This is a genomic window from Novosphingobium sediminis (assembly GCF_007991615.1).
In the GTDB taxonomy this organism is placed as follows: Bacteria; Pseudomonadota; Alphaproteobacteria; order Sphingomonadales; family Sphingomonadaceae; genus Novosphingobium; species Novosphingobium sediminis.
Window position 1 is genome coordinate 113,892 of sequence record NZ_BJYR01000020.1, and the last position, 24,050, is coordinate 137,941.

A 24,050-nucleotide genomic window follows, 5' to 3' on the forward strand; every position below is an offset into this window, starting at 1 on the left:
GCTTAGCGTCTGGGATTGTGGGCGCAAAATCACGCAAAAACAGCACGATATGCGCCGACAGAAAGTTGGGAGGATTGCTATGGGGTTGAGGACACTCGCGTCGCCGTTTCGCGCCGCACTTTTCGCGGGCGTAGCGGCCACGTCGCTGGCGGTGCCGGGTCTGGCACATGCCGCCGATGCTGCAGCCGCCGAGGCAGGCGGCGCGACCGTCGATGATGGCAACGCGATCACGGTTATCGCGCGCAAGTCGACTGAAACGCTGCAGAACGTGCCGGTAACGATCACCGCGATCACTGCCGATGCGATCAACCGCGATCAGGCGACCAAGGCCGAAGCGCTCGGGACGCACGTTCCCACGCTCAACATCTACTCGGGCGGTTCGGGTTCGGGCGGCTCGATCGCGCTGCGCGGTGTCGGCTCCTCGGCCATTTCCGCCGCCTTCGACTCCGCCGTCGCGCTCGACATGGACGGCATCCAGCTCTCCTCGATGCGCCTCCTCCAGGCCGGCTTCTTCGACATCAAGCAAGTCGACGTGATGAAGGGCCCGCAGACGCTCTACTTCGGCAAGAGCGCCACCGCGGGCGTGCTCGGTCTGCGTTCGGCCGATCCGACCAAGACCTGGGAAATCGGCGGCAAGGCCAGCTACGAATTCGTCGAGGACGGCTACGTCGTCAACGGCTACATCTCGGGTCCGGTGACCGACACCCTCGGCATCCGCGTCGCCGCGCAGTACAACGACATCAAGAAGTACACCCAGATCCAGCCCGGCATCCCGGCGCTGATCCGCAACCGCGGCATGCGCGATTTCATCGGCCGCGTCACCCTGCAGTGGGATCCCTCGAGCGCGTTCACCGCAAACCTCAAGGTGAACTACATCAGCAACCGCAACGACGGCGCCATCGGCCACCAGGACATCGATTGCGGCGCGAACGGCCGGGCCGACGAAGTCGTGCTGCTCGGCGGTGCGATCGCGGTGCCCTCGGGCGCGAACTGCAACATTGGCGACCGCTACTACGCGATCAGCGATCCTTCGCCGACGCAGAACAGCAACTACCCCACCGGCAGCGCCGCGGGTGACGGCAAGTATCCGGGCCATCCCTTCGGCAAGACCGACATCTGGCTCGCCCGCCTGCGCATGGACCTCGATCTGAGTGACAAGTTCAAGCTCAGCTCGGTGACGGGCTACTTCGACATCAATTCGGTCGACTCCGATACCTACAGCTCGGTCGGTGTCGGCCCGGCGTTCAACCCCAACGGCATTCCGGTCGCGCTGATCGCGCCGCGCCTTGCCGCGGTGAACACCCCCGGCTCGGCGCAGGGCTTCGGTTCGAGCGACCCGCTCAACGCAACCAAGCAGTGGACGCAGGAACTGCGCCTCACCAGCAACTTCGACGGTCCGTTCAATTTCATGGTCGGAGGTTTCTACGAACACCGCAACATCGATTTCAACACGTCGCAGCAGGGCGTGAACATCTCGATCATCGCGGCAGACCCGATCACCGGCAGTGCGTTCGACTGGTACAAGAAGCACCACACCACGACGAATGCCTACTCGCTGTTCGCCAGCGGCAACTACAAGCTGACCGAAAAGCTGGAACTTTCGGGCGGTGTGCGCTGGACCCGGGAAAAGAAGGTCAACACGATCTCGGTGCCCTACGTCCACGCGTTCCTCGCGGCGACGCCGGCCTTCATCAGCAGCGGCTTCTTCTCGGGCCCGATCCCGTTCCGCGACACCAACGTCTCGCCGGAAGTCACGCTGCGCTACAAGGCCTCGGATGATCTCAACATCTATGCGGCCTACAAGACCGGCTACAAGTCGGGCGGTATCGACAACTCGGCGCTGCCGTCGAACAGCCTGCTCGGCTTCAACAATCCGGCCACGCGCGATCAGGTCGCGCAGGGCCTGATCTTCAAGTCCGAACGCGCCAAGGGTGGTGAACTCGGTATCAAGTCGCAGCTTGCCGGGCGCACGCTCACCGTCAATGGATCGCTGTTCTACTACGTGTTCAGCGATATCCAGCTGCAGGTGTTCGATGCGACCAAGGTGCAGTTCCGTACCTTCAACGCATCGGAGCTGACCACCAAGGGCGTCGACATCGACTTCAACTGGCGGACGCCGGTCCCGGGCCTGCGCTTCAACGGCGCTCTGGCCTACACCAGCGCGAAGTTCACCAAGCCGCTGGCCTCCGCGATCGACGGTTCGCCTCTCGAAGGCCGCCGTGCATCGCGCGCGCCGGAATGGGCGGGCAACGTCGGGTTCGACTACACCATGTCGATCAGCGACAAGCTGGAACTCGGCACCCACTCGAACCTCGCGTTCTCGAGCAGCTACTACACCGATACGACCAGCGTGAAGGATCCGATCCAGAAGGGCTGGGCCACCGTCGACGGCAGCATCTCGATCGGCGCTCCCAACGGCGCATGGAAGCTGGCGCTCGTCGGCATCAACATCACCGATAAGCGCTTCGTCCAGTCGAGCGGCGCACGTCCCTTCCTCGCCGGCCCCGGCGGGCTCGGCACCCCGGGCACGCCCACTTACGTGCCGCAGGGCGACGACCGCAACGTGCTGCTCAACCGCGGCCGCCAGGTCTTCGTGGAAGCCAGCTTCAAGTTCTGATTGTCAGGACAAGGGCCAGGGAAAGGCCGCTCCGGGGAACCGGGGCGGCCTTTCCCGTTTGGACGGTCGAGGATGGTGCTGAGCGGTTCTCGATACCCACTTGCGCGGGAATGACGAGGCCGTGCGTTATGCGCGCTTCGCCGTCCCCCCGCAGGCGGGGTTCCAGCGGGGCCGGGCGCTCGGCTAGCGGTTAGTCAGGCAGCGACCACCCGCACCGGGATCGCGCTCTGCAGCGGCAGGCCGGTAATCGGGTCCATGTCCTGCGTGTCGTCGATCAGGCGGTTGGTCGAGCCGCCAAGGGTCATCACGTCGTCCTTGCCGGCATCGTCGTTGCCCCAGGCATGCGACATCGAGATCACCCCTCGCCGCACCTTGTCGCTGGCGCTTGCCACCGCATGGATCGAGGCGACGCGCGAGGCGATCTCGATCACTGCGCCATCTTCCACGCCAAGAGCCGCCAGATCCTCCGGATTGATGAAGGCCGGGTTGGTCGGCATCTTCTTCTTGAGGAACTCCGAAATGTGCCCGTTGCTGTTGTAGCGGTGCTTTGACCGGCGCGAGATCAAGCGGAAGTCGAAGCCGTCCGCCTCGGGCCGCTGCGCGGCATAGCCGGCGAAAGCCGCAGGCATATCCCCCGCACCGAGCTGGAACTTGTTGTCGGCATCAGGATCCGCCGGTGCGATCACCGCATGCGCCTCGGGATAGAATATCGCCCCGCCCGGCGTATCGCTTGCCTGCGAATCCGCGCGCGCCTTGCTCGGCGCAACAAGGCAGCCGTGCGAGATGAGATCGAGCATCGTCATCTTCTCCGGCACCGTGTCCATCGAGCACGGACCGCCCGGCAACTGGAGTTGCAAGCCAAGGTGCTTGGCAAGCCACCACAGCATCTCGTACTCATCCATCGTGTCGCCCGGCGGCGGCACCATCGCCTCGGCATAATGCGCGTAAGGTTCCTCGCAGAACGGCTGCGAGACGTTGTTGATGTCCTCGCGTTCAAGGCACATCGAAGGCGCAAGGATCACGTCCGCGCGCTTCGCACTGGCCGACATGTAGGGATCGACCTGCACGAACATTTCGAGCGTTTCGAGCGCCTTGCGCACCTTGCGCTGGTTGGGGAAGGCGATCTCCGGGTTGCCGCCGATCGAGATCAGCACCTTGATCTGGCCCTCGCCGGGGGTGAGGATCTCGTCCGCCAGCACCGGGCAGGGCATTTCCTGCCCCAGCTTGCCGATGCCCCGGATGCGCGATTTGGTGAAGCCTTCGCCGAACATCGGCATCGGCGGAGCGACCTGCGCTTTCTTCGGTCCTGCGGCAAACGGCATGAACACCATCGGGTTCGCCACCTTGTCCCCCGCCTGGTTGAACCGCGCGCAGACCACGTTGAGTGCGGTCACCATATATTCGGTGAGCACGCCCCGGCCCGCCATTTCCGGCCCGGTCCCCGTCACCACGCGGCCCTTGGCGGCGCGGGCGAACATGCGGGCGGCAGCGACGATCTGTTCTGCCGGCACCCCGGCCCGCTCCCCGGCGATCTCCGGCGTGAAGTCCTTCACCGCATCCGATAGCGCATCGAAGCCATCGACATGCGCGGCGACGAAATTGCGGTCGTAGAGCCCTTCCTTGATGATGACGTGCAGCATCCCGCCCAGCAGCGCCGGGTCTTCGCCCGGCTTCACTTGCAGGTAGAGATCGGCAAGGTTGCCGGTGTCGCTCTGGCGCGGATCGGCGACGATCACCTTCATGCCCCGCGCCTTGGCATCGCGCAGGCGGCGCGAGGGTGAGAACGGCGGAACGCCGCCGCTCGGCGTGTAGTGCGAGACGAGCGGATTGTTGCCGACGAACATGACGACGTCGGATTCCTCGAAGTTGTTCGGGCCGCCCATCCACTGGCCGTAGCGCGCCGTGGTGAACACCTTCGCGGGCTGATCGACCGTGACGCTGGTATAGTAGTTGCGCGTGCCGATCGCCTCCGCGAGCGCATAGGACGTGCCGAGCACCGCGCTGTTCTGGAAGGCATTTGTGCCGCAATAGAGCGCGACCGCATGCGGCCCATGCTCGGCAATCACCGCCCTGATCTTGTCCGCCACCAGCTTAAGCGCCTCGGCGGTCGAGGTCTCGACGAATTCAGCCCCCTTAACGCCGCCCTTGCGCACCAGCGGGCGTAGGTGCCGCTCTGGCAGGTTGTGCATTTCGGGCATCTGGCGGCCCTTCACGCAGGTATAGCCATTGAACAGCGCGTTCTCGGGATCGCCCCGCACAGCCTTGACCTTGTCGCCCTCCACATCAACCAGCATCGCGCAGCTGGCATGGCAGAAGCGGCAGAAGGTACGCAGGGTCTTATCGGCCAAGACACATCTCCCAATACTTTTTTGAACGCGAAGGCTATCGGCAATCGTGCGCACCTCCCACTGATGAAAGAGAGGGTAGGCCGCTCAATTCCGCCAGTGGCCATGGGGGCCAAACGCAGGCTTGATGCGCCGAATGCCCGCGCCGGAGATTGCAGCATGAGCCCAGTGATGAACACCGCAAACCGCCACTGGATTCTCGCCCGGCGTCCGGTCGGCAATGCCTATGCCGAAGCCTTCGAGCTGAAGAGCGAAACGCTGCCTGCGCTTTCCGATGGCCAGATCCTCGTGCGCAACAAGGTGCTCTCGATGGACAGCGGCACGCGCATGTACATGACCGACCGCGAGGACAGCTATCAACCGGGCACGCCGCTGGGCGCCAAGCTGATCGGCACGGTGCTGGGCGTGGTCGAGGAGAGCCGCCATCCGGCCTACAAAGCGGGGATGCGCGTGCGCTGCTACGGCCAGTGGGCGGACTTTTCGCTGGTCGAGCCCGATACCACCTACTGCACCGTGCTCGACGGGGCCCATGCGGACCTGAAGGAATACGTGGGCATCTATGGCGCGAATGGCTGGACGGCCTGGGTCGGCGTCGTCGAAACGTGCGCTGCCAAGGCTGGCGAAACGTTCGTGGTTTCCGCCGCGGCCGGCTGCACCGGGCTGATGGCAGGCCAGATCGCCAAGGCGCGGGGGTGCAGGGTGATCGGCATCGCGGGCGGGGCAGCCAAGTGCGACCTTCTGACCGGGGAATACGGGTTCGACGGCGCGATCGACTACAAGTCTGCCGATGTCGAAGCCGCACTCGCGCTGCTGTGCCCCGATGGCATCGACGTCTATTTCGACAATGTCGGCGGCGCAATCCTCGATGCGGCTCTCGCCAATATGGCGCTGTTCGGGCGTGTCGCCGTGTGCGGCCTCATCACCAACTACATCGCGCAAGGGCCGGTGCCCGGTCCCTACCGCTTCGATCAGGTGCTGATGAAGCGCCTGCGCATCGAAGGCTTCTTCTCGCCGGACTTCTACGCGCGGGAGCCGCAGTTCAATCCGGAGCTGGCCAAGCTCGCGGCGGCAGGCCAGCTGCGCCTGCCCTTCGAGGTGAGCACAGGGCTCGAGGCGACGCCGGCCGCCTTCACCAAGCTCTTTACCGGCGCGAACATCGGCAAGGTGGTGGTGGAGCTTTAGCGCTTACTGTGCTGTCCAGCCGCCATCGACGACGAGTTCGGCGCCGGTGATGTAGCTCGCATCGTCAGAAGCCAGGAACGCCACGGCCGGCGCGATTTCGCTCGGATCGGCGATGCGGCCCATGGGCGTGCTCGCGCCCAAACCCGCCATCAGCGCCTCAACCGATTCGCCCATGCCCTTCTTGACCCAGCCGGCCATGCCCTGCTCAAGGAGGTGCGTGCGAACGAAGCCGGGGTGCACGGAATTGACGCGGATCGGCATGCGCTTCTGCGCAAACTCGACCGCCACGGCCTTGCAGAACAGCCGCACCGCGCCCTTCGAGGTGTTGTAGGCCGAGGCATCGGCAATGCCGACGATCCCCATGATCGAACTGATCGCGATGACCGAGGAGCCACCGCGCGTTGTCTTGCCCGTCTCTTCCATCAGCGGCGCACAGTGCTTCACGCCGAGGAACAGGCCATCGACATTGACCGCCATCACGCGGTGCCAATCGGCAAGAGCGATTTCCTCGACGCGCGAAGTGCAATCGGTGCCGGCATTGGCAACGAGCACATCGAGCCGCCCGTGTTCCGCGCGCACGGACGCTGCCGCCGCCTGCCAATCAGCTTCCTGCGCAACGTTGACCCGGAGGTAATGGGCCGCTGGCCCCAGTCTCCCCAACACATCGGAAACTTCCGCCGCAGCCGGATCGGCAAGGTCCGTAAGCACCACGCTCGCGCCTTCGGCCAGCAGCCGCTCCACGGCCGAAAGGCCAATGCCGCGCAGCGCGCCGGTGACCAGCGCGACGCGCCCTTCGAGCCGCTGCATCAGGCGGTCTTCGGCAGCTCGCCGGAGATGTACTTGTCCATCGTGCGGTGGAACTGGCGGATGCGCGTTTCCTGATAGTGGCCGAGTTCGAGCCGCTTGTTCTTGCTGGCCTTCATGCCCGCCTGCACGTGCGGCAGGTTTTCCATGTCCTGATCGAACACACCCGCGAGCGCCGCGCCGATGAGGTGCCCGGCATAGGCGAACGGCTCGCCATCGGGGATCATGAACATCTCGGGGCCGCGCGCGGGCTTTTCACCCTTTTGCGCGCGCATCAGGATGCGCACTTCCATCAGGCAGTGGTCGGCATCCTTCCACGGCCGCCAGCGGTAGACGATGTTCGGCACGAAGCCGCCCCACGGCGACCAGTTGGGGAAGATGTTGTAGGTCAGGTTGTCGAGCATCTCGCTGTCCGAAGCCTGCGAGTAATCATGCCCGTTCATCGCCGCGAAGCCTTCGCGGTTGGCCTGCGCCAAGACCTTGCGTGCCAGCAGCGGATCTTCCGGATCGAAGCCCTTGAGGTCGGTCGGTTCGGCCGCATTGCGGCGGCCGCGCCCATCGCCCGCGCCGAGGAATTCGGCCAGCTTGTTGATCACATACATCTGGTCCTTGCCCTTGAGATGGGGCGAGAGCGTGCCGTTGGGCGTGATCGCCCGGTTCATGTGATCGCCGTAGAGATCGTAGCGCGTGTTGGCGTCTGCCGTGAAGGGCAGGATCTGCGGGTGCGTGACGATCGAGTGCCACGCTTCCATGAACGCCTCGGACACCGCCTTCCAGTTCGCCGGAACCACCTTCGCAACCCAAGCGCCGGTGCTGCATTCGTCGAGCCGCCAGTTGTCGTAGTGCTCGACACCGGGGCCGATCCATTCGCGGAAGCTGGGCAGATCATGGTTCTCGGTAATCAGGATGAAGCCCTGCCAGCTCTCGACCTTGAGTTCGGGGAGCGAAAGATCCTTGTCTTCCAGATGCTTGAAATCCCACGAGCAGGGGATTTCCTTCAGGCTGCCATCGTTGTTCCAGGTGAAGCCGTGGAACGGGCAGCGCAAATTGATCGCGCGCCCGCCTTCGAGGCGCAGCTTGCGCCCGCGGTGGAGGCACACGTTGTAGAACGCGCGGACGCTGCCATCCTGCTGGCGCACCAGCAGGAACGACTTGTCGCCCAACTCGTAGACCACCGTGTCGCCGGGATCGGGCATATCCTCTTCACGCGCGGCGAACTGCCACACGTTGGGCCACATCTTTTCGTCCTCCAGCGCCTTGAAGGCGGGGCTGGTATAGCGATCCGGGTCCAGCGGCTCGTCACCCAGTTCCTGCGTCGATTCCATCACGAGGTAATCGGGCGCGGGGCGGGTATCGACTGCCAGCATGTCGGTATAGGTGATCCCCGGGCAGCGGTCGGAACGGTCGATCTGGGGGTCAATGTCAGCCATGGCGGATCCTGATTGTGGGCGGCGCCGGGACGGCCGGACGGCCCTCACCAAGCGCGCAGGTCTTGCACGCCAAGCATAATGCCATTGCGCCGCCTGCCAACAAGCTGGCGCATTGGATAGGAACGGGCTTTGGTGCGGCTTACTGCTTTTCCAGCAGCACCGCGCCCTGCGGGATGGTCACCCAGTTCTGCTTGCTCTGAGTCCAGAAATGGACGGTCGGTTCGAGCTCGTCGGGATTGTCGAGCGTACCGGCCTTGATGAAGATCATGCCCTGCGCCATCCCGTCCGGCGTCTCGCTGAACACGGGCGAACCGCACTTGCCGCAGAACTTGCGCATGACCGGGTTGCCGGATTCGCTGCCGTCCTCATAGACGGTGAGGTCACCCGAGCGTTCCAGCGCGGCGAACGGAACGGCCACGAGCACGGAAAACGCCGTGCCCGCCTGCTTCTGGCAATGGCGGCAATGGCACACGCCGGTCAGCAGCGGCGGCCACGAGGTTTCATAACGCACCGAACCACAGAGGCATCCGCCCGACCGCCGCTCGCCTGCTGCTTCCGCTTCGCTCATTTGTCCCTCTCCCTGATCCTTGATCCATTCATCGCACAGGCCTTCGCCCGTGCCATCTCACATTTCTGCCAGCATCGCCTTGAGTTCGCCCTTTAGGATCTTGCCGTTGGCGTTGCGCGGCAGGGTCTGCGTGCTGAAGGCGATGCGCACCGGCACCTTGAAGCCTGCCAGCCGCGCGGCGACGAAGGCGCGCAGTTCCTCTTCGGTGGCCTCCGCTCCGGGCGCGAGGTAGACGACTGCCGCCGGTTCCTCGCCCAAAGTGCGGTGGGGAATGCCGACCAACGCCGCATCGGTTACCGCCGGATGCTCGTAGAGTACATTTTCCACCTCGATCGAATAGATGTTCTCGCCGCCCCGAATGATCACATCCTTGGCGCGGTCGACGATCGTGCAGAAGCCTTCGTCATCGACCTTCGCCAGATCGCCGGTGCGAACCCAGCCGTTGACGAAGGTCTGCGCCGTCGCCTCGGGGCGGTTCCAATAACCCGCAACGATCATCGGCCCGTTCGCCCAGAGTTCGCCCACCGTGTTTGGCGGCAGCACCGTCACACCATCCTCGGCGCGAATTTCAAGGCTGGCGACCGGCGCTGCAGGGCCGCAACTGGAAGGCCGGTTGAGATAATCCTCGGCCATGTGGTGCGTCACCGTCGCGCTGGTCTCGGTCATGCCCCAGCCATTGCCGGGGAGCGCGCCGAAAGTTTGCCAGATCGCCGAGACCAGTTCGGGCGCAGAGGGAGCGCCGCCATAGGAAACGGCTTCGAGGCTGGAGAGATCGTACTTGTGCCGGTCGGGATGCTCGATCAGCTGCCACGCGATGAACGGCACGCCGCCGGTCATCGAGACGCGTTCCTTCTCGATCAGGCGCATGGCCTCGATCGTATCCCACTTGTGCAGCAGCACGAGGCAGCTACCGCCGGCGAGCGTACCCATCAGCGTCGCCGAATAGGCCGTCGCATGGAACAGCGGGACGGCCAGCAGGATCACGCGCCGCTTCGCCTCAGGCAGGCCCTCGCCGCGCCGCCGCGCGGTCTGCGCGCCGCTCCACGCGCTGGTCATGATATTGGTCGCAAGGTTGCGGTGCGTGCCGAGCGCGCCCTTGGGCCGGCCAGTGGTGCCGCTGGTGTAGAAGATGCCGGCGGGATCATCACTGTCGATCTCGGCTGCGGGCAGTTCGGCATCCGGCAACGAAACCCAGCTTGTCGGCGCACCGATCAGGTCTTCCAGCCGCTCGGCACCTTCGGCACTCCCGCGCGATACGATCACAGACTTTAGCGGCAGGCCTTCCGCATGGGGCGCAATCCGGTTCCAGCGATCGACGTCGGCAATCAGCAGCTTGGTGCCGCTGTCTTCCAGCGCAAAGGCCAGTTCCTCACCCGTCCACCATGCGTTGAGCGGCACGATGATCGCGCCGAGTGCGGTGACGGCCATGAACACCGCCGGCCATTCCGGCAGGTTGCGCATCGCCAGCGCCACCCGATCACCCTTGCCCACCCCGCGCGCAACCAGTGCTGCCATCAGCGCCGCAACCGCGCGGTGGAACGCATCGAAAGACACGCGCTCCTCGCCATAGACGACGAAGTCCGCCGCGCCATGCGTACGGGCCGCTGCCATGACACCGCGCAAGCTGGGCAATGCGTTCTTCCAAACCCGCGTCGGGACACCCCGAATGGTGACCGTTTCCATCTCGAACGGCATGCCCGGCGCGCAGAGTTCCTCGCGGATTTCGGCCAATGTGTGCACGGGCCAGCCGGCGGGAATCGTGGGAAGCGCGCTACTCGGTTCAGTCATGACATCCTCGCGGGCCCGGCTCGTTGCGGCCTTGCCTCATTGGGGCGAGAGACTAGTGCCGCCCCGGCGTTGCAGCAAGGGGCCGAAAGCCCCGCTTGCCGTAGCGGAAGGCAGCAAATCCGGCAGAATTGCGTGATTTTTTCGACTCTTCGGACTGCGCGGACGCTTCCCTGATCCCTCCCGATGACCTAATCCCAGACCCCAACAAGACTTGCATAACAAGATTCGTGGGAAGGACGCTGATTTGCCGGAAGCCGAGCACCCGGAGACCGCCACCCTTGCACCTGCCGAGGCCGATATGGGCTTTGGCGCACTCGCCGCGCGGCTGGAACCGCTGGGAGGGGGCCGCTTCAGGCTCGATGGCGCGGCAGGCTGGATGCAGGGCCGAACGATGTATGGCGGCACGGCAGCCTTCATCGCCTACTCGGCCGCCAAGCTCGCGTTCCCTGATCTGCCCCCCTTGCGCGCCGCGCAGGTCGGCTTTGTCGCACCGGTGGGTGAACATCTCGAAGTCGAGGTCGTCATGCTCCGGCAGGGCCGCAGCGTCGCGCAAGTCGAAACCTCGCTCATGTGCGACGGGGCGGTGGCCCAGCGCACACTCTGGCTGTTCGGCGCGGGGCGGGAAAGCAACGGGACGGTTCCTGCGGCCATCCTGCCGGGTCTGATCCAGCCCGAGGACTCGCCGTTCCTCGGCGCCAACGACATGGCCCCCGCCTTTACCGCACGGATGGACATGCGCCGCGCCGATCCGCCCGGCGGCTCGCCCCCGGGCACAATCCGCCGCTGGGTCCGTCTGAGGGACCGCTCCGGCCTCGATTCAGCCGGCGAACTCGTTGGTATCGGTGATGCACTCCCGCCGGGTTCGGCCCGCGCGATGGAGCGCAAGGGGCCGATCAGTTCGATCACCTGGGCGCTGACGATCCTCGGCGAAGTGCCGCCCACCCGCGAAGGCTGGTGGCTGCTCGAGACCAGTTCGAACCACATGGCAAACGGGTTCAGCAGCGAAACCTTGCGGCTGTGGAACAGTGAAGGCGTGGAAGTGATGCACGGCCTGCAATCGGTGGCGGTGTTCGGATGATCGATCTGGCCGATCCCGCCGCCCACGGCTTCGACGCCGCCCGCCTCGCCCGCATTGGCGCCTTCCTTGAGGAGCGCTACGTCGGTCCCGGCCTGCTCCCACATGCGGACATCCTGATCGCGCGCGATGGCGAGCCGCTCCACCGCTTCACCTGCGGCAAGGCCCGCGCCGATGGCACGCCGCTCAGCAACGACGCGATCTTCCGCATCGCCTCGATGACCAAGCCGCTCACCAGCGTGGCCTTCATGCTGCTGCTGGAGGAAGGCAAGGTCGCGCTCGACGATCCCGTCACCAAGGTGATCCCGGAATTCGCCGGGCTCGGCATCTACAACGGCGGGGGCGGTGATGCGCCGTTCTTCCCGACCCGCGCGGCCGCGAACCCGATGCGGATGGTGGACCTGCTCACCCACATGTCGGGCCTGACCTACGGCATCCAGAACCGCACCAATGTCGATGCCGCCTATCGCAAGAACCGGCTCGACGGACATGCCTCGCTGCCCGGCAACGATCACTTCATCGCCGAACTCGCCAAGCTCCCGCTGGAGTTCGACCCGGGCACGGCGTGGAACTATTCGGTCAGCACCGACGTGCTCGGCGTAGTGGTTTCGCGGCTCTCCGGCATGAGCCTAGGCGCTTTCTTCGCGAGCCGCATCTTCGCGCCGCTCGGCATGGTCGATACCGGCTTCCATTGCCCGCCCGAGAAGGCCCATCGCCTGACCGATAGCTGGGCCTGGAACCCGCTCGGCGCGCCCACGCTGATCGACCATGCGGCGGAATCGAACACCCTGCGCGAACCCCGCTTCGAAAGCGGCGGGGGCGGGCTGCTCTCAACGACCGCAGATTACCACCGTTTCTGTGCTGCGCTCGCCAAAGGCGGCGCGCCGTTGATCTCGCCCAAGACGCTGGCGCTGATGGCCACCAACCACCTCCCCGGCGGCGCGGACCTCACCACCCTCTCGCGCGCGCTGTTCAGCGAGGCGGGTAACGCGGGGATCGGGTTCGGGCTCGGCTTTGGCGTCGTGGTCGATCCGGCAAAGACGCTCATTCCCGGCACGCGCGGGGAATTCCACTGGGGCGGAATCCATTCCACCTCCTTCTTCATCGATCCGGTCGAAAAGCTGCACATGGTCTTCATGACCCAGCTCTTCCCCTCGTCCAGCTATCCCATCCGCCGCCAGCTCAAGACGCTGGTCTATTCGGCGATGACGCACAGTCACGCCTGAAGCCTTCTAAGGAGACACCGCAATGTCCGATCCCATTTCCGGCGCCAAGGACCATATCGACGCCGCGCGCAAGCTTGCCGCGACCATTGACGATATCCCGGCAGATACCGCGCTGCTCCCCGTGAACAAGGTCGGCGTGATCGGCGCAGGCACGATGGGCGGCGGCATCACGATGAATTTCCTCACCGCCGGCATCCCCGTCACCATCGTGGAGATGACGCAGGAGGCGCTGGACCGCGGCGTTGCCACGATGCGCCGCAACTACGAAAACACGGTGAAGCGCGGCAAGATGGACGCGGCGCTGGCCGAAGCCGCGATGGGCCGCCTCACGCCCTCGCTTGATTTCAATGCGCTCGCCGACGCCGACCTCGTAATCGAGGCGGTCTACGAGAGCATGGACGTCAAGAAGGAGGTCTTTGGCAAGCTCGACGGCATCGTGAAGCAGGGTGCGATCCTTGCCAGCAACACCAGCTACCTTGACGTAAACGAGATCGGCGCCTCCACCAAGCGCCCCGAAGCCGTGCTCGGCATGCACTTCTTCTCGCCCGCCAACGTCATGAAGCTGCTCGAAGTCGTGCGCGGCTCGGCCACCGCCAAGGACGTGCTGGCCACCGTGATGGCGCTCGCGGTCAAGATCGGCAAGGTGCCGGTCGTCTCGGGCGTGTGCCACGGCTTCATCGGCAACCGTATGCTGAGCAAGCGGCAGGAACAGGCCAACGCGCTCATCATGGAAGGCGCCGACTTCGCCGACGTCGACAACGCGCTCCTTGAATTCGGTTTCCCGATGGGTCCGTTCCAGATGGCAGACCTCGCGGGTCTCGACATCGGCTGGCACCGCGATCCCAACCGCATCGAAACCCTGCGCGAAGCGCTCTGCGCTCTGGGCCGCTGGGGCCAGAAGACCGGCAAGGGCTTCTACGACTACGACGAGAACCGCCAGCGCACCCCGTCCGAAGTGACGCGCGGCCTGATCGCCGAATGGGCCGCCAAGGCGGGCAAGCCCCAGCGCAAGATCGACGCGGCAGAAATCCTCGAACGCCTGCTCTACCCGATGATCAGCGAAGGTGCGCTTATCCTCGAGGAAGGCATTTCGCAGCGCGGGTCTGACATCGATACCGTCTGGCTCAACGGCTATGGCTGGCCCGCATGGACCGGCGGCCCGATGTTCTGGGCGAGCCACATCGGCCTCGCCACCGTCGTCGCCGGGCTTGAGAAGCACGGCCTCCCCGTCGCCCCGCTGCTCGCCCGCAAGGCAGCAGCCGGCGAAGCCTTCGACTGAGCAGGGCGAGCGCCATGCGGATCGAGGAGATCATCGCAGCCCCGTTCATTCCGCTCAGCGTGATCCTGCACGCACACGCGGAACGGCGGGGCGAAGCCATCGCCATTGCGGACGAGACTTCGCGGATTTCGTGGGCAGACCTCGACGCGATGCTCGACCGCGTGGCCGCGGCACTCCAGCGCGAGGGGGTCGAGGCAAACGAGCCGGTCGCCATCGCGGCGAGCAATTCGGTGCGCACCGCGCTTGCCTTCCTTGGCGCGCTGCGCGCCGGGGCAGTAGCCGCCCCCCTCACTTCGACTGCTGCGCCGCCGACAGTGCTGGCCATGCTGGCAGACAGCACCAGCCGCGTGCTGCTGCTCGACAAGACAATGGCCGAGGGGCTGGCAGGCCTGCCGTTCCCCGACCACGTCAAGCGCATCGCGCTCGATGACAGCGATGCCGGCGTTCCCTTCTCCGAGTGGATTGCTCCCGCAGGCGCGAAGCCCGAAGAGCGCCTTCCGCGCCCGGAAGATCCATTCAACATCATCTACTCCTCGGGCACCACGGGCATGCCCAAGGGTATCGTCCAGAGCCACCAGATGCGCCACGAATATGTGCGGCGCGGGCTCGGCTCGGGCTTTGACGACGATACCGCGACGATCTGCTCGACCCCGCTTTATTCGAACACCACGCTGGTCAGCTTCCTCCCCACGCTGACGGCGGCGGGCAAGGTCGTGCTGATGAAGAAGTTCGATGCGCGCGGCTTCCTTGAACTCAGCGAACGCGAGCGCGTGACCAACGCCATGCTCGTGCCGGTCCAGTATCGCCGGATCATGGAGCACCCGGATTTCGATAGCTTCGACCTGTCCTCCTACCGCCTCAAGACCTGCACTTCGGCTCCCTTCCCGGCATGGCTCAAGGCGGACGTGCTGAAGCGCTGGCCCGGCGGACTTGTCGAAGGCTATGGCCTGACCGAAGGCGGCGCGACGACCAACCTTGTCGCGCACGAGTATCCGAACAAGCTTCATACCGTGGGCCGGCCCTCACCTGGCCACGTCATCAAAATCATCGACGAGGACGGCAACGAACTGCCGCTGGGCGAAGTTGGCGAGATCGTCGGCAGATCGCCGATCATGATGAACGGCTACCACGGCCAGCCCGACAAGACGCGTGAGATGGAGTGGTACGACAAGGACGGGAACCGCTACCTGCGCCACGGCGATGTCGGCAAGTTCGACGAGGACGGCTTCCTCATCCTGATGGACCGCGCCAAGGACATGATCATCTCCGGCGGGTTCAACATCTTTCCGACCGACCTCGAAGCCGAACTGACCCGCCAGCCCGCCGTGAAGGAAGCCGCCGTCGTCGGCATCCCCTCCGATCAGTGGGGCGAGACGCCGCTTGCCGTGATCGTGCTCGCGGATCCTGCCGCCGATCCCGAAGCGATCCGGCAGGAAGCCAACCGCGCGCTGGGCAAGACACAGCGCATCGCCCGGATCGAAGTTGTCGATGAATTGCCGCGCAGCCCCATCGGCAAAGTGTTGAAGCGCGAACTGCGCGATCACTTCGGCGGAAATCCCATTGCCCAAGCCCCCATCACAGATTCCAAGGAGAGCAACCATGCGTGATGCCGTAATCGTCGCCGCCGCCCGCACCCCCATCGGGCGCGCCTACAAGGGCGCTTTCAACGCCACCGCCGGCGCCACGCTCGGCGCGCTTTCGCTTGAGGCCGCCGTGGCGCGCGCCGGGATCGAAGGCGGCGAGATTGACGACGTGCTGTGGGGCTCGGCCCTCCAGCAGGGCGCGCAGGCCGGCAATATCGCCCGCCAGGTCGCGCTCCGTGCGGGGCTCCCGGTCACCGTCTCGGGCATGAGCATGGACCGCCAGTGCTCCTCGGGCCTGATGACCATCGCCACCGCCGCCAAGCAGATCATCGTCGATCGCATGGATGTGGTCGCCGCAGGCGGTCAGGAATCGATCAGCCTTGTCCAGACCAAGGACATGCGCGTTGCGCCCGATCGCAGCCTCGTCGCCATGCACAACGCGGTCTACATGCCGATGCTGCAGACCGCCGAGACGGTCGGCAAGCGCTACAACATCAGCCGCGAAGCCTGCGACGAATATGCTCTGCAATCGCAGCAGCGCACCGCCGCTGCGCAGGCTGCGGGCAAGTTCGATGACGAGATCGTGGCGACCACCAGCTCGATGGGCGTGCAGAACAAGGAAACCGGCGAAATCACGATGCAGGACGTGACGCTCACCAAGGATGAGGGCAACCGCCCCTCGACCACCTTGGAGAACCTGCAGGCGCTGAAGCCCGTGATCGAAGGCGGCATCGTGACTGCGGGCAATGCCAGCCAGCTTTCGGATGGTTCGGCAGCCGTTGTTCTGATGGAAGCTGCCGTCGCCGCCAAAAAGAGCCTCGCGCCGCTGGGCCGCTATGTCGGCATGGCCGCCGCTGGCACCGAGCCCGATGAAATGGGCATCGGCCCGGTCTTTGCGGTCCCCGCGCTCCTCAAGCGTTTCGGCCTCAAGATGGACGACATCGGGCTGTGGGAGCTCAACGAAGCTTTCGCGGTGCAGGTGCTCTATTGCCGCGACAAGCTCGGCATTCCGAACGAACTGCTCAACGTCAACGGCGGCGCGATCTCCATCGGCCACCCCTATGGCATGACCGGCGCGCGCGGCGTGATGCACGCACTGATCGAAGGCAAGCGCCGGGGCGCTAAGTATGTCGTCGTCACGATGTGCGTCGGCGGCGGCATGGGCGCGGCGGGGCTGTTCGAGGTTCTCTAAGGCCTAGGGCCCACCCCCGACCCCTCCCGCAAGCGGGAGGGGAGTAAAAATGCTTGAGTGTGCCCTCCCGCTTGCGGGAGGGCCGCGAGGCTTGGCGAACGCAGAGAGCCTAGCCGCAGCGGGGTGGGTTGCTCGCGGCAACCGCACAGCCTACCCTCTGCGACATGACCGAAGACACCCGCCCCTGGCCACAGGACGGCCGCGAACGCCTGATCTACCCTTCCCCGGTCGGCTGGAAGGGCACCGATTTCGTCGACAACGAGGGCGAGCTCCTCAAGCTCCTGAACCCCAAGACGGTGTTCATGATGGGCGACAACCCCGCCCTGCCCCGGATGCCCGAACGCCCGCGCCTGCTCGATTTCTTCCGCTGCCGCTTCGGCGATATCACCGTGCGGCACCTCCTGATCAGCGCCAAGCGCGCGCTGGATGACGGCCTCCCGGAAAAGGTCGTCATGGCCTGCCTGCTGCACGACATTTCCAACGGCTGCCTGATCCGCTGCGACCACGGCTACTGGAGCGCGCAGCTGGTGGGGCCCTACGTCGATCCGGAAGTTGCCTTCGCGGTGAAGTACCATCAGGCGCTGCGCTATGTGCCCGATGAGAGCGTCGGCTACGCCTACCCCGAAAGCTACCACGCCTTCTTCGGGCCGGACTATGAAGTTCCCGAGTACCTCTTGCGCGACGCCGAGTACGCGAAGAACCACAAGTGGTACATGACCGCGCGGCAGATGACGCTCTACGACACCTACTTCTTCGATGATTTCCCGGTGGTTCAGCCCGAAGAACTGGAGGACGTGATCGGGCGGAACTTCAAGGAGCCGGAAGAAGGGCTCGGCTTCGACGGATCACCCACCGCGCATATGTGGCGCACAATGATCTGGCCGAACAATTTCTTGTGAGGCAGTTATTGAGGGAGCTTGAAGGTTACGTTTCGAAATACGACCACGTTTCTGCCGCTTCTTATGGGCTTTCCCATGCCCGGCATAGGTTGTAGTCTCGCCGCTATGATTGATGGCCTGAACAGGAATTTTGATGAAATTCTTCTGGCTCGTGCTGGCGATATCAGCATTTATTGCGCTTTTCTGGTGGGATCAGCTGCTTATGATGACCCTAAAGCGGCGATTTCTTCGTCGTGAAGACGACAAGCCCGCTCGGCGGCGGGGCTTAAAAGACAGATAATCAGGATTGCTTGCAAACCGGGCTATCCGGCCTATCCGCCCCATTCGTACCTCTACGGCCGACAGTTGCGAACTCGAAGCGCGCCGTCACAGGATGCCGACCGGGCGACTAGGAAATGGCTTCGCACCCGCTCAAGCTACTCCGGCCTCGGCCTTGCCCGAATGCCCGGCAAAACCCTGCATCCCCAGCCACCACTGCAGCGCGATCACGCCGCCCTTTGCGGGGCGCAGGATCGCGGCGATGAGGGCGGCGGCGATTGTAACCACGATCAGCATCATCGCCCATTCCGGCAGGTTTTCCATCTTGCCGATACCAATGATCACCGGCGCCATCAGGTGGCCCGTCAGCAGGATCGCGATGTAGGGCGGGAAATCGTCCGCCGCGTGCAGCGTCCAGTTCTGGCCGCACATCCGGCAGCGCTCGATGGGCTTCAGCCCACCCGCGAACAGGTGCGTGCCGCCGCAGCGCGGGCACTTGCCGGAAGCGCCACGGCCAATCGCATTCCAAACACTATGCGGCAGGATCGCAGGGTCAAGCGGGAGGGCGGCATTTGGCATGGCGGGCCTACTTCTTCGCAAACGGGTTGGTCGGGCTGCGCAAGGTCAGCCGGATCGGCACCGCATCGAAACCGAGTTCGCGGCGGATGCCGTTGATCAGATAGCGGCGATAGCTTTCGGGAAGCTGATCGAGCCGCGTGCCGAACATCACGAAGCTCGGCGGGCGGGTGCGCGCCTGCGTGATATAGCGCAACTTGATGCGCTTGCCGCCCGGTGCCGGGGGCGGGTTGGCGGAAAGCGCATCATCGAACCAGCGATTGAGCGCCGAGGTCGGCACACGCTTCGACCATGCCGCGCGGATATCAAAGGCGGCGGTCAGAATCTGGTCGAGCCCCTTGCCCGTCCGCGCCGAAACCGCGAGCAGCGGCACGCCGCGCACTTGCGCAAGGCCATCATCCAGCGCGGCGCGGATCCCGTTGAACAGGCCCGAAGGGTCCTCCGCAATGTCCCACTTGTTCACCGCGATCATCAGCGCGCGACCTTCTTCGAGCACCATCGAGGCGATCTTGAGGTCCTGATGCTCCAGCCCACGCGTCGCATCGAGCAGCAGCACGACGACTTCGGCAAAATCGATGGCATGGCGCGCATCTGCGACGGCCATCTTTTCCAGCTTCTCGGTGATTTGCGCCTTCTTGCGCATGCCGGCGGTGTCAATCAGGCGCACCGGGCGATAGCCATCGCGCGCGGCATCGAACCACTGCCAATCAATCGCAATCGAATCGCGCGTGATCCCGGCTTCCGGCCCCGTCAGCAGCCGGTTCTCGCCGAGCAGCTTGTTGATGAGGGTGGACTTGCCCGCATTCGGGCGCCCGACAATAGCGAGCTTCAGGACCGATTCGGGATCGAACTCTTCCTCCTCCTCGCCTTCGGCAGGCGGAGCGGCATCGTCATGATCGTCCTTGCCATCGCCCTCGATATGCGGGCGCAGCGCCTCGAACAGATCGGCAAGGCCCTGGCCATGTTCGGCTGAAAACGCCACCGGCTCGCCGAAGCCAAGCGCAAAGGCATCGTAAAGGCCCGGATCACCCGCGCGGCCTTCGGCCTTGTTGGCAAGGAGCACGATCGGCACCCGGCTGGAGCGCAGATAGCGTGCAATTTCCTCGTCGAGTGGGGTCACCCCGGCCCGCGCATCGATCACGAACAAGGCGACATCAGCACCGATCAGCGATGCTTCGGTCTGCTGGCGCATGCGGCCTGGCAGCGTTTCGGGGTCGAGGTCTTCCCAGCCCGCCGTGTCGACAATGGTGAACTTCATGCCGAGCAGATCCGCATCGCCAAAACGGCGGTCACGCGTCACGCCCGGCTGGTCGTCGACGAGCGCGAGCTTCTTGCCGACCAGCCGATTGAACAGCGTCGATTTCCCGACATTGGGCCGACCGATGATAATAACCTGAGGCAGCATGGCCCTCCCGTGGCCCCATCGCGCCCGGAACGCAAGCGCAGCGTGGCATGGCCGTTCATCCGGGCGAGGTGATTAAGAGGCATTAACCAGCTTCGCTTTAGCAGCTTTAACCACGCGGCGGCAAAGGTGCCGGCATGAGCCCGGCCCCCCTGCGACTCGCATCCCTCCTTCTGCTCGCCGCGATTCCCTCGCTGGCTGAAGCGCGTCCGATAGCCCCCGATCCGGCAGGCGCGAGCGATGACGGCACGGAAGAGAGCACCCGCGATTTCGCGCTGCCCTATATTCAATGCGTGCCCTATGCCCGCAAGGTCAGCGGTATTCAGCTCTATGGCGATGCCCATACCTGGTGGGATCAGGCCGCTGGCCGCTATGCCCGCGGCACCCGGCCCAAAGTGGGCGCGGTTATCGCGTTTCGCCCTTACGGGGCGATGCGTCTTGGCCACGTTGCCGCTGTCAGCCGCGTCATCGATTCGCGCACCGTGCTGCTGCGCCACGCCAACTGGTCCCCCATCGATGGGCGGCGCGGGCAGATGGAAGACAATGTCCGCGCGGTGGACGTCTCGCCCGACAATGACTGGAGCGAGGTGCGCGTGTGGTATGCCCCGCTTGGCGGGCTTGGCACCACGCACTGGCCGGTGGAAGGCTTCATCTACAACCAGAAGCCGCTGCGCAATGAGCGACTGGCCGTACTCGCTTCCGCTGACGCGCCAAAGGCGACCTACACCTCGCGGATCGGGCCCGACTTCTTGAAGGGTATCGTGCCGGAGCCGAGCCGCACGGCGACGCGCCGTACGCTGGCTGCGCGCGTTACCGTGAAGGCCGAAGCCAAGCCGCATGAGGAAGACCGCACCCTCACGGTTTCCCCAAGCCTTGCCCGCGATCCGATTGGCCGGATCATCGCCAGCCGCGTGCGCTGAGCCAGGTTCCAGAAGAACACGCGCGAGCACCAGCCCCGCTCACCCTTCGACATGCTCAGGGTAAGCGGGACTTGGGTAGTTTCGAGACGTCTTCGCTTCAAAGCGTCTTGATGATCGCCGAGAAGTCCATCCCGCCGTTTCCGGCTGCATCAAACGCGGCGTAAAGTTCAGCCGCCCGCGAGCCCATCGGCACGTCAGCGCCCGCCGTTTTGGCCGCTTCCATCGCCAGCTTGAGGTCCTTGAGCATCAGCGCGGTGGCAAAGCCGCCCTGATAGCCGTTGTCCGCAGGCGTCGTCGGGCCGACACCCGGGACCGGGCAGTAGCTCGTCATCGACCAGCACTGGCCCGAGGCCTTAGACGAGATGTCGAAGAAGGTCTGGAGATCGAGCCCCAGCTTCTCGGCCATCGCAAAGGTCTCGCAGGTCGCGATCATCGAGGCGCCGAGCAGCATGTTGTTGCAGATCTTGGCCGCCTGACCCGCGCCGCTGTCACCGGCGTGAATCACCGCCTTGCCCATCGCGGCAAGGATCGGCTCGCCCCGCGCGAAGGCATCCGCGCTGCCGCCGACCATGAACGTCAGCGTGCCGCCATTGGCCGCCGCGATGCCGCCCGAAACAGGCGCATCGACCATGGCATAGCCCGCGTCCGCCGCCAGCGTGGCGACTTCGCGCGCGGTGGCGACGTCGATGGTCGAGCAATCGAGCAGCAGCGCCGAGGTCGGAGCGTGGCCGATCACATCAGCGGTGTAGACCGCCTTCACGATGGCGCCGTTGGGCAGCATCGAGACGACAGCATCCGCACCCTGCACCGCTTCCTTCACCGAAGTGTAGGTGGTGCAGCCGTTTTCCTTCGCGCGCGCCAGCGCCGCTTCGGCAAGATCGAAGGCGTGGACGTCATGCCCCGCCTTGACCAGATTCGCGGCCATGCCGCCGCCCATGTTGCCCAGGCCGATAAATGCAATTTTCATAAAATCTCCCCTCCCGCTTGCGGGAGGGGCCGGGGGTGGGCCTCCTCCCAGAAATGTCGTGGGCCAACCGGCCCACCCCTACCCCCTCCCGCATGCGGGAGGGGAACTGAAGGTTATTTCCCCTTCCACACGCCGGGGCGCTTTTCGATGAAGGCGGCCATGCCTTCGGCCTTGTCCTCGGTCGCGGTGAGGATCTGGAATACGCGGCGTTCGAACAGGATACCCTGATCGAGGGTCATCTCGAACGCGGCGTTGACCATTTCCTTGTTGGCGATGGCGGCTACCGGAGGCATCCCGGCGATCACTTCGGCCGTCTTGAGCGCCTCGTCCAGCAGATCAGCCAGCGGCACGACCCGTGTGACAAGCCCCGAACGCTCGGCCTCGACTGCATCCATCATCCGGCTGGTAAGGCACATGTCCATCGCCTTGGCCTTGCCCACCGCGCGGGTCAGGCGCTGCGAACCGCCCATGCCGGGTGCTACGCCGAGCTTGATCTCGGGCTGGCCGAACTTGGCGTTTTCCGAAGCGATGATGAAGTCCGCCATCATGGCGAGTTCGCACCCTCCGCCAAGCGCGAAGCCGTTGACCGCCGCGATCCACGGCTTGCGCGTGGTCTTCACGAGGTGGCTGGTCCAGCGCGAGAAGAAGTCGCCGGTGTAGAATTCGGTCGCGGCCTTGTCGGCCATTTCCTTGATGTCGGCACCTGCAGCAAAGGCCTTCTCGCCCGAACCGGTCAGTACCGCGCAGCGCTGCGATGCGTCGGCCTCATAGGCACCGAAGGCCACGATCAGCTCTTCGAGCACCTGCGAATTAAGCGCATTCAGCGACTTCGGGCGGTTGAGCGTGATGAGCGTGACTGCGCCGCGCTGTTCAACCAGGATCGTCTCATAGGTCATAGGGGGCTCCATTCCTCGTTCTCAGGCAGGGGCGCGAAGATCGCGTCCAGCAGTTCGTCAGTCACGCCTTCGGGCGTTGCCGGGTCCCACTTGGGGGCATTGTCCTTGTCCACGATCACCGCGCGCACGCCTTCGGCAAAATCGGGGCGCAGCAGCACGCGGCTGCAGATCCGGTATTCCATCGCCATGTTCGCGGCGAAATCAGGGAGCGTGAGGCTCGTCGCCAATTGGCGCAGCGCGACCTTGCAGGTCTGCGGGCTCTTGGCGTGGAGGGCCTTGAGCGTCGCGGCCGCAAACTCGCTGCCATCGGCTTCGAGGGCAGCGAGGATATCCTCGTAGCGGTCCGATGCGAACATGCGGGCGATATCGTCCGCCTGCGCCGCGATCTTGGGCTCGGGCGGGACGGCGGCGGCTTCATGCAGGATTGCCGGGATATTGCCCGGGTTTGCTGCGATCTTGGCCTTCACTTCAGCAATGGCAGCCGAGGGCAGGTAATGCGTGGCGGAACCGGCCCAAAGGCATTCGGACCCGTCCATCCGCGCGCCGGTCAGCGCGAGATACTGGCCGAGCCGCCCCTTCATGCGCGAAAGGAACCAGCCGCCGCCGACATCAGGGAACAGGCCGATGCCGGTCTCGGGCATGGCAAGGCGCGTGTTCTCGGTCGCGACGCGGTAGCGCGCCGGATCGGCAATGCCGACACCGCCGCCCATCGTGATCCCGTCCATGAAAGCCACGATGGGCTTTTCGTAGGTCATGATCAGATGGTTGAGGCGGTACTCGTCGAAGAAGAACTTGCGGCCTGAAACGCCGTCGTCATTCAGCGCCGAATTGCGCAGGAAGGCGATATCGCCGCCCGCGCAGAAGCCGCGGCCTTCCGAATGGTCGATAATCACTGCGCCGACCGCAGGATCATCGCGCCACCTCAGCAGCGCTTCGGTCATGCCGTCCACCATCGCCCGATTGAGCGCATGGATCGCCTTGGGCCGGTTGAGCGAGAGCACGCCCATCCCGCCCTCGACGCGCACCAGAATCTCTTCGGTCAT

General features: G+C 64.9%; 20 protein-coding genes. 10 read left to right on the forward strand and 10 right to left on the reverse strand.

Annotated elements, in window-relative coordinates:
• Positions 1-79 precede the first annotated feature (79 nt).
• A complete protein-coding gene (locus NSE01_RS15715; RefSeq protein ID WP_170233866.1) occupies positions 80-2,617 on the forward strand; it encodes a TonB-dependent receptor in 2,538 nt (845 codons plus the stop codon).
• A 194-nt stretch (positions 2,618-2,811) separates the two neighbouring features.
• Here the strand turns inward: NSE01_RS15715 and NSE01_RS15720 are convergent, their stop codons facing one another.
• Positions 2,812-4,965, reverse strand: a complete 2,154-nt coding sequence (locus NSE01_RS15720; RefSeq protein ID WP_246135239.1) for a molybdopterin-containing oxidoreductase family protein — start codon at positions 4,963-4,965, stop codon at positions 2,812-2,814.
• Between the two features lie 156 nt (positions 4,966-5,121).
• Here NSE01_RS15720 and NSE01_RS15725 point away from each other — a divergent pair, with 156 nt between their 5' ends.
• Complete coding sequence (locus tag NSE01_RS15725; protein WP_246135240.1) at positions 5,122-6,144, forward strand: NADP-dependent oxidoreductase; 1,023 nt, start codon at positions 5,122-5,124, stop codon at positions 6,142-6,144.
• A 3-nt stretch (positions 6,145-6,147) separates the two neighbouring features.
• Here NSE01_RS15725 and NSE01_RS15730 read toward each other — a convergent pair whose 3' ends face one another.
• The 4 genes from NSE01_RS15730 to NSE01_RS15745 all read right to left on the reverse strand — a co-directional run bounded on the left by NSE01_RS15730 (position 6,148) and on the right by NSE01_RS15745 (position 10,734).
• Positions 6,148-6,951, reverse strand: a complete 804-nt coding sequence (locus tag NSE01_RS15730) for an SDR family NAD(P)-dependent oxidoreductase (protein WP_147160597.1) — start codon at positions 6,949-6,951, stop codon at positions 6,148-6,150.
• On the reverse strand, positions 6,951-8,378 hold the full coding sequence (locus tag NSE01_RS15735) for an aromatic ring-hydroxylating oxygenase subunit alpha (protein WP_147160598.1): 1,428 nt from the start codon (positions 8,376-8,378) through the stop codon (positions 6,951-6,953). The genes NSE01_RS15730 and NSE01_RS15735 overlap by 1 nt, the downstream gene beginning before the upstream one ends.
• A 139-nt stretch (positions 8,379-8,517) precedes the next feature.
• Positions 8,518-8,946, reverse strand: a complete 429-nt coding sequence (locus NSE01_RS15740; RefSeq protein ID WP_147160599.1) for a GFA family protein — start codon at positions 8,944-8,946, stop codon at positions 8,518-8,520.
• Positions 8,947-9,003: 57 nt separating this feature from the next.
• Entirely contained in the window at positions 9,004-10,734 is a 1,731-nt protein-coding gene (locus NSE01_RS15745; RefSeq protein ID WP_147160600.1) for a class I adenylate-forming enzyme family protein, read from the reverse strand.
• 244 nt (positions 10,735-10,978) lie between these two features.
• On the opposite strand from NSE01_RS15745, the gene NSE01_RS15750 reads away from it, so the two are divergent.
• The 7 genes from NSE01_RS15750 (at position 10,979) to NSE01_RS15780 (ending at position 18,225) form a co-directional block, all read left to right on the forward strand.
• Positions 10,979-11,812, forward strand: a complete 834-nt coding sequence (locus tag NSE01_RS15750) for an acyl-CoA thioesterase (protein ID WP_246135241.1) — start codon at positions 10,979-10,981, stop codon at positions 11,810-11,812.
• On the forward strand, positions 11,812-13,035 hold the full coding sequence (locus NSE01_RS15755) for a serine hydrolase domain-containing protein (protein WP_147160629.1): 1,224 nt from the start codon (positions 11,812-11,814) through the stop codon (positions 13,033-13,035). The genes NSE01_RS15750 and NSE01_RS15755 overlap by 1 nt, the downstream gene beginning before the upstream one ends.
• Before the next feature lie 22 nt (positions 13,036-13,057).
• Positions 13,058-14,314 (forward strand): 3-hydroxyacyl-CoA dehydrogenase, encoded by a 1,257-nt coding sequence (locus NSE01_RS15760; RefSeq protein ID WP_147160601.1) that lies wholly within the window; start codon positions 13,058-13,060, stop codon positions 14,312-14,314.
• A 14-nt stretch (positions 14,315-14,328) separates the two neighbouring features.
• Positions 14,329-15,921 carry a class I adenylate-forming enzyme family protein gene (locus NSE01_RS15765; protein ID WP_147160602.1) on the forward strand — a complete coding sequence of 531 codons (1,593 nt, stop codon included), beginning with the start codon at positions 14,329-14,331 and terminating at the stop codon, positions 15,919-15,921.
• Entirely contained in the window at positions 15,914-17,089 is a 1,176-nt protein-coding gene (locus NSE01_RS15770) for an acetyl-CoA C-acyltransferase (RefSeq protein ID WP_147160603.1), read from the forward strand. Before NSE01_RS15765 ends, NSE01_RS15770 begins: the two co-directional genes overlap by 8 nt.
• A gap of 164 nt (positions 17,090-17,253) precedes the next feature.
• Positions 17,254-17,988: a hypothetical protein gene (locus NSE01_RS15775; protein ID WP_147160604.1), complete on the forward strand. Its 735-nt coding sequence runs from the start codon at positions 17,254-17,256 to the stop codon at positions 17,986-17,988.
• A gap of 18 nt (positions 17,989-18,006) precedes the next feature.
• Positions 18,007-18,225 carry a hypothetical protein gene (locus NSE01_RS15780; protein ID WP_147160605.1) on the forward strand — a complete coding sequence of 73 codons (219 nt, stop codon included), beginning with the start codon at positions 18,007-18,009 and terminating at the stop codon, positions 18,223-18,225.
• Positions 18,226-18,399: 174 nt separating this feature from the next.
• Here the strand turns inward: NSE01_RS15780 and NSE01_RS15785 are convergent, their stop codons facing one another.
• Positions 18,400-18,825 (reverse strand): DUF983 domain-containing protein, encoded by a 426-nt coding sequence (locus NSE01_RS15785; RefSeq protein ID WP_147160606.1) that lies wholly within the window; start codon positions 18,823-18,825, stop codon positions 18,400-18,402.
• Between the two features lie 7 nt (positions 18,826-18,832).
• The gene (gene der, locus NSE01_RS15790) at positions 18,833-20,227 is read right to left on the reverse strand and encodes a ribosome biogenesis GTPase Der (RefSeq protein ID WP_147160607.1); all 1,395 of its coding nucleotides are present in this window, start codon (positions 20,225-20,227) and stop codon (positions 18,833-18,835) included.
• Positions 20,228-20,361: 134 nt separating this feature from the next.
• Between der and NSE01_RS15795 the strand changes: the two genes are divergently transcribed.
• On the forward strand, positions 20,362-21,144 hold the full coding sequence (locus NSE01_RS15795) for a CHAP domain-containing protein (RefSeq protein ID WP_147160608.1): 783 nt from the start codon (positions 20,362-20,364) through the stop codon (positions 21,142-21,144).
• 97 nt (positions 21,145-21,241) lie between these two features.
• On the opposite strand, the gene mmsB is transcribed toward NSE01_RS15795, so the two are convergent.
• The 3 genes from mmsB to NSE01_RS15810 all read right to left on the reverse strand — a co-directional run bounded on the left by mmsB (position 21,242) and on the right by NSE01_RS15810 (position 24,050).
• Complete coding sequence (mmsB, locus tag NSE01_RS15800) at positions 21,242-22,111, reverse strand: 3-hydroxyisobutyrate dehydrogenase (protein WP_147160609.1); 870 nt, start codon at positions 22,109-22,111, stop codon at positions 21,242-21,244.
• Positions 22,112-22,224: 113 nt separating this feature from the next.
• Positions 22,225-23,007, reverse strand: a complete 783-nt coding sequence (locus tag NSE01_RS15805) for an enoyl-CoA hydratase-related protein (RefSeq protein ID WP_147160610.1) — start codon at positions 23,005-23,007, stop codon at positions 22,225-22,227.
• Positions 23,004-24,050 carry an enoyl-CoA hydratase/isomerase family protein gene (locus tag NSE01_RS15810; RefSeq protein ID WP_147160611.1) on the reverse strand — a complete coding sequence of 349 codons (1,047 nt, stop codon included), beginning with the start codon at positions 24,048-24,050 and terminating at the stop codon, positions 23,004-23,006. Before NSE01_RS15810 ends, NSE01_RS15805 begins: the two co-directional genes overlap by 4 nt.